The organism is Pseudomonas sp. IT-P395 (assembly GCF_949767675.1).
GTDB lineage: Bacteria > Pseudomonadota > Gammaproteobacteria > Pseudomonadales > Pseudomonadaceae > Aquipseudomonas.
In genome coordinates, this window is record NZ_CATKPW010000060.1 from 287,178 (window position 1) to 296,801 (window position 9,624).

The 9,624-nt window shown below is 59.5% G+C and carries 10 protein-coding genes; 6 read left to right on the forward strand and 4 right to left on the reverse strand.

Annotated elements, in window-relative coordinates; genetic code table 11:
- Positions 1-88: 88 nt before the first annotated feature.
- The 4 genes from ACM6IN_RS27920 (at position 89) to ACM6IN_RS27935 (ending at position 4,172) form a co-directional block, all read left to right on the forward strand.
- Positions 89-1,192, forward strand: coding sequence for an ABC transporter substrate-binding protein (locus ACM6IN_RS27920; protein WP_007912623.1), 1,104 nt, complete (start codon positions 89-91; stop codon positions 1,190-1,192).
- 157 nt (positions 1,193-1,349) lie between these two features.
- Positions 1,350-2,258, forward strand: coding sequence for an ABC transporter permease (locus ACM6IN_RS27925; protein ID WP_007912621.1), 909 nt, complete (start codon positions 1,350-1,352; stop codon positions 2,256-2,258).
- Positions 2,255-3,103, forward strand: coding sequence for an ABC transporter permease (locus ACM6IN_RS27930; protein ID WP_123376479.1), 849 nt, complete (start codon positions 2,255-2,257; stop codon positions 3,101-3,103). The genes ACM6IN_RS27925 and ACM6IN_RS27930 overlap by 4 nt, the downstream gene beginning before the upstream one ends.
- A 13-nt stretch (positions 3,104-3,116) precedes the next feature.
- On the forward strand, positions 3,117-4,172 hold the full coding sequence (locus ACM6IN_RS27935) for an ABC transporter ATP-binding protein (protein ID WP_007912616.1): 1,056 nt from the start codon (positions 3,117-3,119) through the stop codon (positions 4,170-4,172).
- A 226-nt stretch (positions 4,173-4,398) separates the two neighbouring features.
- Here ACM6IN_RS27935 and ACM6IN_RS27940 read toward each other — a convergent pair whose 3' ends face one another.
- Positions 4,399-5,328: an AraC family transcriptional regulator gene (locus ACM6IN_RS27940; RefSeq protein WP_007912614.1), complete on the reverse strand. Its 930-nt coding sequence runs from the start codon at positions 5,326-5,328 to the stop codon at positions 4,399-4,401.
- A 397-nt stretch (positions 5,329-5,725) separates the two neighbouring features.
- Between ACM6IN_RS27940 and ACM6IN_RS27945 the strand changes: the two genes are divergently transcribed.
- A complete protein-coding gene (locus ACM6IN_RS27945) occupies positions 5,726-6,079 on the forward strand; it encodes an antibiotic biosynthesis monooxygenase family protein (RefSeq protein WP_095048248.1) in 354 nt (117 codons plus the stop codon).
- 44 nt (positions 6,080-6,123) lie between these two features.
- Positions 6,124-6,366, forward strand: coding sequence for a hypothetical protein (locus tag ACM6IN_RS27950; protein WP_042704945.1), 243 nt, complete (start codon positions 6,124-6,126; stop codon positions 6,364-6,366).
- 4 nt (positions 6,367-6,370) lie between these two features.
- Here ACM6IN_RS27950 and ACM6IN_RS27955 read toward each other — a convergent pair whose 3' ends face one another.
- From ACM6IN_RS27955 to ACM6IN_RS27965, 3 genes are all read right to left on the reverse strand, one after another.
- The gene (locus ACM6IN_RS27955) at positions 6,371-7,000 is read right to left on the reverse strand and encodes a flavin reductase family protein (protein ID WP_007912610.1); all 630 of its coding nucleotides are present in this window, start codon (positions 6,998-7,000) and stop codon (positions 6,371-6,373) included.
- 255 nt (positions 7,001-7,255) lie between these two features.
- Positions 7,256-7,531, reverse strand: a complete 276-nt coding sequence (locus ACM6IN_RS27960) for a hypothetical protein (RefSeq protein ID WP_414893178.1) — start codon at positions 7,529-7,531, stop codon at positions 7,256-7,258.
- 382 nt (positions 7,532-7,913) lie between these two features.
- The gene (locus tag ACM6IN_RS27965) at positions 7,914-9,233 is read right to left on the reverse strand and encodes an MFS transporter (protein WP_007912608.1); all 1,320 of its coding nucleotides are present in this window, start codon (positions 9,231-9,233) and stop codon (positions 7,914-7,916) included.
- Positions 9,234-9,624: the final 391 nt, after the last annotated feature.

Consider the following 9,624-nt stretch of genomic DNA (forward strand, 5'->3'; position numbering starts at 1 on the left):
TTGTAAAACGGGGCTTGGCGCGGATCCGGCCGCGCGGATGCAACGGTTGCGACCAACCTCATACTTAAAAGAACAAAGGGAGTCCGTCATGGGCGAGCATGATCTGAACAGGCGTCAATTCATTAAAACCGTCGGCGTCGCCTCGGTGGCGGCGGCCGCCCTGAGCATGCCCTTCATCCGGGCGAGCGCCAGCGACACGCGTTTTGCCGGCAAGACCCTGCGTTTGCTGACCTGGTCGGATGACACCGGCCTCGCCGCACTGCGTAACATCGCCGCGACGTTCGAAGCCAAGACCGGTGCCAAGGTCATCGCCGACCGCACCGGCAGCACCTCGGAAATGGTCGCCAAACTCAAGGCCGGCGGTGACCGTCCGCAGTACGACATCATCACCCTGGCCGGTGTCGGTGCCGAGGGTCTGGCCGCCGCCGGGCTGCTGGAAAAACCTGATTTAAACCGCATTCCCAACCTGGTCGACGTCCCGGAACAATACCGCACCGGCGCCAATGGCCACGGCATCGGTTATCTCTTGTGGTGCAACAGTCTGGTCTACAGCACCCGCACACAAAAAGACGCGCCAAGCAGTTACGCCGCGTTGTGGGATGCCGATCTGGCGCCGAACATTTTCCTGCCGCCGCCAAACTGGACCGAAGCGATGGACCTGATCATCATCGCCGCGAAACTGGCCGGCGGTGACGAACACAACATCGAACCAGGTTTCAAGAAGCTCGCCGAACTCAAGGATCGCGTGGTGACTTTGGGTGAAAACCCGAACCAGATCGCCGAACTGTTCCGCACCGGATCGCTGGACATGGGCGGCCTCTATGCGCCGGCATTTTTCCCCAAGCAGATCCGCGATCCGAACTACGGCCTCGGTGCTACCTTCGGCATGAAGGAAGGTTTTTACACCGACCTGATGCTTTCGGTGATGCCGAAGAATCGTCCGGGCGACACCGATCTGGCTTACGCGTTTATCGATCACTCCCTCGACCCGCTGGTGCAGGGCAAGATGGCCGAAGACATCTTCAACGGCCCGGTCAACGCCAAGGCGATCATCTCCGCCGAAGCGCGCAAGAGCCCGTTCATCCTCACGCCGGAGCAGATTGCCGAGAAGGCGATCATGCACGACAACGCCTTCCTGGCCACCGTGCATGACCAATGGATTCGTCGCTATACGGAAATTTTTTCTTCCTGACGCCGAACTCCCACTGTAGGAGCTGCCGAAGGCTGCGATCTTTTGCCTTTGATCTTCTCTGAGCAGATGAGGATCAACAGCAAGATCAAAAGATCGCAGCCTTCGGCAGCTCCTACAGGGATGTGTTGTTTGGCTTTCCATTGACGAGATCATTGCTATGGAACATCAATCCCTGACCCAAGCGGTCGGCGCCGCTGACGTGCGCCCGACGCGCGCTGTTTCACCGACTGCGCGGGCGTGGCTTTTCCTCACGCCGTCGATGCTGTTTCTCGGCGTGCTGATCGCCGCCAGCCTGCTGGTGCTGCGCATGAGCGTCGGCACCAAAGGCGCGGAGTGGAGCGGTTTCAGCCTGGCCAGTTATGCCCAGTTGCTCGAACCGTACTACCTGAAATCCTTGTTGCTGACCTTGCGTCTGGCGTTGATCAGCGCGGTGATTGCCGTGGTGTTGGCGATCCCGGTGGCGTACACCATGTCGCGGCTGACCTCGCCGTTTCTGCGACGGATTTTCCTCGCGGCGGTGCTGCTGCCGTTGCTGGTCAATCTGCTGCTGCAAAGCTATGGCTGGCTGGTGATTCTCGGCCCGGCCGGCATGCTCAATCAGGCGCTGATGGGGCTCGGCCTGATCAAGCGGCCGATCATGTTGCTGTACAACCAGAACGGCGTATTGATGGGGCTGGTGCAAACCGCGTTTCCGCTCGCCGTGCTGCCGATCGCCAGTGCCATGCGCGGCGTCGCCCGCACTTATGAGGAAGCCGCCGCGACCCTCGGCGCCAGCCGTTTTCAGGTGTTCCGCCAAGTGGTGTTACCGATGAGTTTGCCCGGGATCATCACTGGCGCAACGCTGGTGTTCGCTTACAACGCCAGCAGCTTCGTCGTGCCGTTGCTGCTCGGCGGTCGTCGCGTGCCGATGCTGGCGGTGATGGTGCATGACCAGATCGCGCCGCTGATGAACTGGCCTGCCGCGTCCGCTGCCGGTGTCGTACTGATTGTCACCACGCTGGCGATCATGACCTTGTCCGAATACATCACTGGCCGTCGTCGGCGTCTGCTGGAGGCTTCGCAATGAGTGCCCTGACCAAGAAGCGCATGGCGCTGCTGCCCGGCGAAACCGGCAAGTTCGCCGGCATCCTCTCCGGCTTCATTCTGCTGCTGGCGGTGTTGCCGATCCTGACCATGATCGTCATGTCGTTCAGCGGTGCGTCGAACCTCGACTTCCCGCCGAGCAGCTACAGCCTGCAATGGTACAAAGCGGCCTGGCACACCTTCGTTTCGCCGGACGCCAGCGATGTGCTGAGCCTCGGTCAGGCGATGGCCACCAGTCTGCTGGTGTCGTGCCTGACGATGATCTTCGCCACGCTGATCGCCGTGCCCGCGGCTTACGCGCTGACCCGTTGCGAGTTCCGTGGCAAAGCCGTGGCGCTGCAACTGATGTCGCTGCCGCTGGTGTTTCCGATGGTGGTGTTGGGTCTGGCCTTGCTACTGGTGTTCGACAGCCTGCCGTTCCACATGACCACCTCGCGATTGGTGATCGCCCACGTGATTCTGGCCTTGCCATTTGTGGTGAAAAACTGCACGGCGGCGATGCTTTCCATCGGCAACGAAGTCGAGGAAGCGGCGCGGATGCTCGGCGCCTCGCCATTGCGCGCGATTGTCGATGTGGTGGTGCCGTTGATGAAGTCGGGGATTCTGGCGGGCATGCTGCTGGCGTTCATCGTCTCGTTCAACGAGTTCACCGTGACCTATTTCCTCTACACCATCGACGTCATGACCGTGCCGATCTGGATGTACAGCCGCACCGTGTCATCGCTTGACCCTACCGTGTTCTCGTTTGCCGTGCTGATCGTGCTGATCGACTTCGTCCTGATCTGGGCGCTGGAGAAGCTGGTGGGCGAGGGCGGCGTTTCCTTTTGATTTGAGGTGCAACATGACTGGTCTGATTCTGGAAAACGTCGAGAAATTCTACGGCTCGGCGTGCGCGGTACAAGACGTCAACCTGCATTTGCCGGAAGGCAAACTGGTGTGTTTCCTCGGCCCGTCCGGCTGCGGCAAAACCACCCTGTTGCGGATGATCGCCGGGCTGGAGACCCTCACTGGCGGCGAGATTCGCCTGGACGGCGAGGACATCGGCCAGACCCCGGCGCACCTGCGCAACTTCGGCATGGTGTTCCAGTCGCTGGCGCTGTTCCCGCACATGACCGTCGGCGAGAACATCGCCTACCCGTTGAAACTGCGCGGCGTCAGCAAGGCTGATCGGCACAAACGCGTTGTCGAGTTGCTGGAGCTGATCCAGTTGCAGGCGATGATCGATCGCCCGGTGGCGAAACTTTCCGGCGGTCAGCGGCAGCGCGTGGCGATTGCCCGGGCGATTGCCTCGCACCCGAAAATCCTCCTGCTCGATGAGCCGCTGTCGGCGCTCGACGCCAAGCTGCGCGAATCGATGCAGGTGGAAATCCGCCAACTGCAACAGCGCCTGAACATCACCACAATCATGGTCACCCACGATCAGCGCGAAGCGATGACCATGGCGGATATCGTCGTGGTGCTGGGCGAGCACAAGGTGCAGCAGGTCGGCACGCCGATCGAAATCTACCGGCATCCGGCCAACGAGTTTGTCGCTGACTTCATCGGCTCGGGCAATATTTTCCCGGCTACCGCATTGGGTGATGGCAAGGTCAGCCTGCCCGGCGGTGATGCGCTGCAAGTGCCGATCTGCAGCAGCATTGTCGTGGGGCAGAAAGTGAAGATGCTGATTCGTCCGGAAGACCTGCAACTGTCTGCGCCGCAAGCGACGGCGGGCAATCGATTGCTCGGCAAGGTGACGTTTGTGCGCGATATCGGCGCGACCATCGAGACCACGGTGGAGTGTTCCGGGGTGACGTTTACGGCGTTGAGCACGCCGTGTCAGGGAATCGGATTGGGGATTGGCCATCCGGTGTCGGTGACGTTGCCGGTGGAGGCTTGTCGGGTGTTGGGGGCGTAGAGCGAGGTCTGACTCCGAATCGCCCCTCACCCCAGCCCTCCCGAAACGTCGGACCGCCCGGAGGGAGAGGGAGCCAACCGAGGTGTCTGGCGTTATCCATCGACCTGAAAAATCCATTTGATTATGGATTCAAAGTCAAACGTTCAAGTCGGTGAATCTCTTCAATATCCCCCAATCAGTCCCCTCTCCCTCTGGGAGAGGGTTAGGGTGAGGGGCTTCTAAACGGTCACACCGAAAGCCGCAACCGCGCCAAATCCCTTAACGGCGGCGCACCAAACAGCCGGCTGTACTCGCGGCTGAACTGCGACGGACTTTCATACCCCACCCGATACCCCGCCGCCGAAGCCTCCAACCCCTCGGCCAGCATCAGGCGCCGCGCCTCTTGCAGGCGCAATTGCTTCTGATACTGCAGCGGGCTCATCGCCGTCATCGCCTTGAAACGGTGATGCAAGGTCGAGACGCTGAGGTTCACTTCCTTGGCCAGATCATCAATGCGCAACGGCTGCTCGAAGTTGCCGTTAAGCCATTTGATCGCCTGGCTGATGCGATGGCTCTGACTGTTGGCAATCGCGATTTCATACAAGCGATGCCCCTGCGGACTGCGCAGCAGGCGATAAAGAATCTCCCGGCGAATCAGCGGTGCGAGCATGGCGATGTCTTTCGGCGCATCGAGCAAACGTGCCAGACGCAGCACGGCATCGAGCATCGAACTGTCGATCTGCTCGACATACAAACCACGCCCGGTCGGCCGGGTCGGTACGCCCATGGGGCCGGCGTCAGCGATCAGCGCGGTGATTTCTGTCGGGTCGATATCCAGGCGCACAGCGAGGATCGGTTCCTCCGGCGAGACATTGACCACGCGCCCGCTCAGCGGCATCGAAACCGACACCACCAGATAATTCAGCGGGTCGTAGTTGAAGAACTCGTCGGCCAGGCGCACCTCTTTGCGCCCCTGCGCCATGATGCACAGCGCCGGTTGCGCGAGCACCGGGGCAAAGTCGTGGGATTTTGTGTGGCGCGACATGAACAGCGAGCCGATGGCGGTCTCGTAGCTGCCATCGTCGGTGGTATTGCGGCGGATGATCGCCGCCAGTTCCGCACGCTGTTTTTCCATGTCAGCGCTGGGTTCGGCTTGAAAACGATCGAATGACGTCATGCACGGCATCCTCGGCAGGGGAGGTGGAATGGAGCAGAGCATATGTTTGTGCAAGCGCCAGCGGTAGACACATCCTGCGAAATGCTTGCCTGATTCTGCCCGGAGCTGTTTTCGCGCCTGTCGCGATTCAACCCTGTAGGAGCTGCCGAAGGCTGCGATCTGTTGATCTTTAAAGCAAAATCAAAAGATCGCAGCCTTCGGCAGCTCCTACACAAAACGCGTATGACAACCGTGTGACGCCGTTTTACAGGTTGTTACAGCTTCTGGATGCAGTCTCGCAGGATTGTGCAACGCGGCGGCAGGAATCGACTAACGGCGGCCGGCGTGCGGCCCTTAACCTTTGAACCTGTCGCAGCCCGTCCCCCGGCTGCCACGCGACTCCCTGGGAGGGTTGAACATGTCCAAGCAGATTCCCGTCAGTCATATGGCCTTCGTTCGAGCGCGCGCCGGGCGTTCGGCGGAACTCGGTGTACGCCTGAGCGCGTTGATCGAGCCGTCCCGCGCCGCCCCCGGTTGCCTGAGCTTTGCCCTGCAGCATTCGCAGTGTGATCCGGAGTTGTGGCTGGTCTGCGGGTTCTGGAGCAGTCAGCAAATGATGACCAACTATTTCAACAGCCCGTCGATGGAAATCTTCGCCGAGCTGGTGCAGGAGCTGGTGGTCAACAGCCTCGACTTCCACACTTTCAAGGACGTGTCGGCGGCGCAAGCCCTCGGCCAATGCCCGGCGCCGGTACACAAACTCGTCGGTTGAGGGTTTAATGTCCGGCTTAATTTGTCTGAGCCGGGATGTGTGACATGGCACGTAAAGAGTTCGAGCACTTCGAAGCAGTTTCCGCAGTCGTCCCCGTCGAGTTGGGCGGCAACAAGGGCTATCACGCGGCAATCGCGGTCAAGGCCCTGGTCGATGGCGGCGCACCACGCTTTCACAAACTGCTGAATGATCAAGTCTTCCCCGGCGCGATTGCTGCCGATGAAGCAGCCATCAATGAGCTGGATAATCTCAAGGGCGTCACTGAAGACGCCGACTTGATCTGGTAACGCGTTACTTGTTTGCGCCCGGACGCCACATCTTGAACAGGGCCTCAGGCCCCAGCTGGAAGTAGTCCGCCGGCCCGCCGCCGCGCAGAATCGGTTCTGCCGCGGCGGTGTCGTAGATGCCATCCTTCAACAGCCACTTGGCGATGTGCACGGCGACCACTTCGCCGAGGATCAGCCAGCTCGGCACCGTCTCGCCATCAGCGCGCTGCAATTGAATGATCTGCGTGACCTTGCACTCGAAGGACACCGGACTTTCGGCCACCCGTGGCACCGAAATCACCTTTGACGCGACGGTCGTCAATCCCGCCAACTCAAACTCGTTGACCTCAGGCGCGACCATCGCGCAGCTCTGATTCATCTGTTCGGCCAGCGGGCGGGTGGCGAGGTTCCAGACGAACTCGCCGGTCTGCTCGATGTTGTTCAGGCTGTCTTTGCGCCCGACGCTGGAAAAACCGATGATCGGCGGAATGTAGTTGAAGGCGTTGAAGAAACTGTACGGCGCCAGGTTCAACCGGCCGTTGGCATCCTGTGAAGAAATCCAGCCGATAGGCCTTGGACCGACGATGGCGTTGAACGGATCGTGGGGCAGACCGTGGCCGTTGGCGGGTTCGTAGAAGTGGATGTCATCGGGCATGGAGGGTGAGTTCCTGAGGCTGCGTTTCGGATGCAGCCATAGTGCAAGGACGCCCGGCATATTTCCAGCCAGACGCAAAACCCCGTGTAGGAGCTGCCGAAGGCTGCGATCTTTTGATTTTGCTTTTAAAGATCAAGATCAAAAGATCGCAGCCTTCGGCAGCTCCTACAGGGGATTTGTGTATTTGAGGAAATTATCATGCCCCAGAAATGACTAAGCCCGGCCAAGGCCGGGCTGTGAGAGGACTGCTGATACTTAGCTGATGGCAGCGGCGGTGCCGGTTTTGTCGAAGCCGTCAGCAGCAACCGTTTTACCCAGATTGGTCTTGTCGAAACCATCGGCAGCCACAGCTTTACCAATGTTGGTTTTATCAAAACCGTCAGCGGCGTAAGTACCCGAGTGGCCGGTTTCAATGGCCGCGCTGGCGCCGCTGATGAAGTCGGCAGATTTGGTTTTGTCCGAGCCGTCGGCAGCGAAAGTGTTGGCGGCCAGTACGGACAGGGTCAGGGCGAGGATCAGTTTGGTTTTCATGTCGGTTACTCCAGATTCGTTGGCGATGTGTCTTGCTTGGGTTTAATGCTACGCCAACTAAATTGATTAAAAAGCGCAAAATAATGCTAAAAGCAATCGATTAACTTGATATTAAGGGCGGCGCGTTGAATTCGCTTTCGTCGTCGGAGCGAGCGTCGCGCAGGTCATCGATCAGGTGATTGCAGAATGAGCGGGCAGCATTAATTAGCGATTAATCGCGTTGCGGCGTGTGTGAGGAATTTTTCATGCAGGTCTGGATAACGCGGTGACCCCATTCGCGAGCAGGCTCGCTCCCACAGGAAAAATGCATTCCAAATGTGGGAGCGAGCCTGCTCGCGAAGAGTCCATCACAGTCACCGTTGCAGTGGCTGTGAAAACCCGATCAGTCAGTCACGATTCGCGAATGTTTCTGGGTGTCCTTCATGGTGATGTACACCAGCAACGACACTGCGATGCACGCTGTCACGTACCAGTAGTAACCGGTTTCCATGCCGATGCTCTTGAACCACAGCGCGATGTATTCGGCGGTGCCGCCGAAGATCGATACGGTCAGTGCGTACGGTAGGCCGACGCCCAGGGCGCGGATTTCAGTCGGGAACAATTCAGCTTTGACCACCGCGTTGATCGAGGTGTAGCCGCTGACGATGATCAGCGCCGCCATGATCAGGAAGAACGCGCCCCACCAGGTTTGAATGGTGTGCAGGGTCATCAGGATCGGCACGGTGAAGATCGTCCCCAGCACGCCGAAGGCGATCAGGATCGGACGACGACCGATCTTGTCCGAGAGGCCACCGATGATCGGTTGCAGGCACATGAACAGGAACAGCGTGGCGGCAGAAATGGTGGTCGAGTCGGAGATGCTCATGCCGACCGTGTTCACCAGGTATTTCTGCATGTAAGTGGTGTAGGTGTAGAACGCCAAGGTGCCACCCATGGTCAGGCCGACCACGGTCAACAGCTCTTTGGGGTGGCGCATCAAGGTGCGCATGGCGCTTTCCTTGGACTTTTCTTTCTTGGTGAACGACTCGGTTTCTTCCATGCCACGACGCAGGTACAGCGCCACGACCGCACACAGCGCGCCGATGGCGAACGGAATACGCCAGCCCCACGCGTACAGCTGTTCAGTGGTCAGCACGTTCTGCAGCACGATCAGTACGCCCAGCGCGATGAGCTGGCCGGAGATCAGGGTCACGTACTGGAAGCTGGAGAAGAAGCCGCGACGTTCCTTGGTCGCCATCTCCGAGAGATAGGTCGCCGAGGTGCCGTATTCGCCACCGACCGACAGTCCTTGCAGCAGTCGCGCGAACACCAGCAGGATCGGCGCGCCGATGCCGATGGTTTCGTAGTTCGGGCTGAGGGCGATCAGCAGCGAGCCGAAGCACATCAGGTAGACCGAGGCCATCAGGGCTTTTTTACGTCCGACCTTGTCGGCGTACATGCCCATCAGCCAGCCACCGATCGGACGCATCAGAAAGCCGACGGCGAAGATCGCAGCGGTGTTCATCAGTTGGGCGGTGGTGGAACCGGCAGGGAAAAAGGTTTTCGCGAAGTACAGGGAGAAGGCGGCATACACATACCAGTCGTACCACTCGACCATGTTGCCGACGGAACCGCTGAAGATCGATTTGATCCGGCTGGCGGTGGTTCTTTCTTTGGCCGGCACGGCAGCCGACCCAAGTGGCAGGGCGTTGGAGTTATCCATTGAAGGATCCTTCGTTTAATTGTTTTTGTGGAGCGCGTTGGAACGCAGCCTGCGAGGGCTATAGCAGGAGGTGTGCCAACGGGGGGAGGGCCGGTTTAGAGGGCCGAGCGGGTTGGGGTGAGCGGGATATCGCCGAAGGATTTAGTTTGATGAGCGGATTTCCGCTTATTGGGGCGAAGATCAAAAGCCCCTCACCCTAACCCTCTCCCAGGGGGAGAGGGGACTGACCGAGTGGATTGTTCGAGTTACACCGACCTGAGATACCGAGTCGAACTCAGGTTTCGAACAGCATGAAGATCGGCTCCCGTCCCCCTCGCCCCCTGGGGGAGAGAGCTGGGGTGACCGAGTGGATTGTTCGAGTTACACCGACCTGAGATACCGAGTCGAACTC

What these genes read in the sequence shown, in the direction of transcription:
- ACM6IN_RS27930 (WP_123376479.1), top strand. Translation starts at nt 2,255, where the DNA reads ATGAGTGCCCTGACCAAGAAGCGCATGGCGCTGCTGCCCGGCGAAACC.
- ACM6IN_RS27940 (WP_007912614.1), bottom strand. Translation starts at nt 5,328, where the DNA reads ATGACGTCATTCGATCGTTTTCAAGCCGAACCCAGCGCTGACATGGAA.
- ACM6IN_RS27925 (WP_007912621.1), top strand. Translation starts at nt 1,350, where the DNA reads ATGGAACATCAATCCCTGACCCAAGCGGTCGGCGCCGCTGACGTGCGC.
- ACM6IN_RS27945 (WP_095048248.1), top strand. Translation starts at nt 5,726, where the DNA reads ATGTCCAAGCAGATTCCCGTCAGTCATATGGCCTTCGTTCGAGCGCGC.
- ACM6IN_RS27935 (WP_007912616.1), top strand. Translation starts at nt 3,117, where the DNA reads ATGACTGGTCTGATTCTGGAAAACGTCGAGAAATTCTACGGCTCGGCG.
- ACM6IN_RS27960 (WP_414893178.1), bottom strand. Translation starts at nt 7,531, where the DNA reads ATGAAAACCAAACTGATCCTCGCCCTGACCCTGTCCGTACTGGCCGCC.
- ACM6IN_RS27920 (WP_007912623.1), top strand. Translation starts at nt 89, where the DNA reads ATGGGCGAGCATGATCTGAACAGGCGTCAATTCATTAAAACCGTCGGC.
- ACM6IN_RS27965 (WP_007912608.1), bottom strand. Translation starts at nt 9,233, where the DNA reads ATGGATAACTCCAACGCCCTGCCACTTGGGTCGGCTGCCGTGCCGGCC.
- ACM6IN_RS27950 (WP_042704945.1), top strand. Translation starts at nt 6,124, where the DNA reads ATGGCACGTAAAGAGTTCGAGCACTTCGAAGCAGTTTCCGCAGTCGTC.
- ACM6IN_RS27955 (WP_007912610.1), bottom strand. Translation starts at nt 7,000, where the DNA reads ATGCCCGATGACATCCACTTCTACGAACCCGCCAACGGCCACGGTCTG.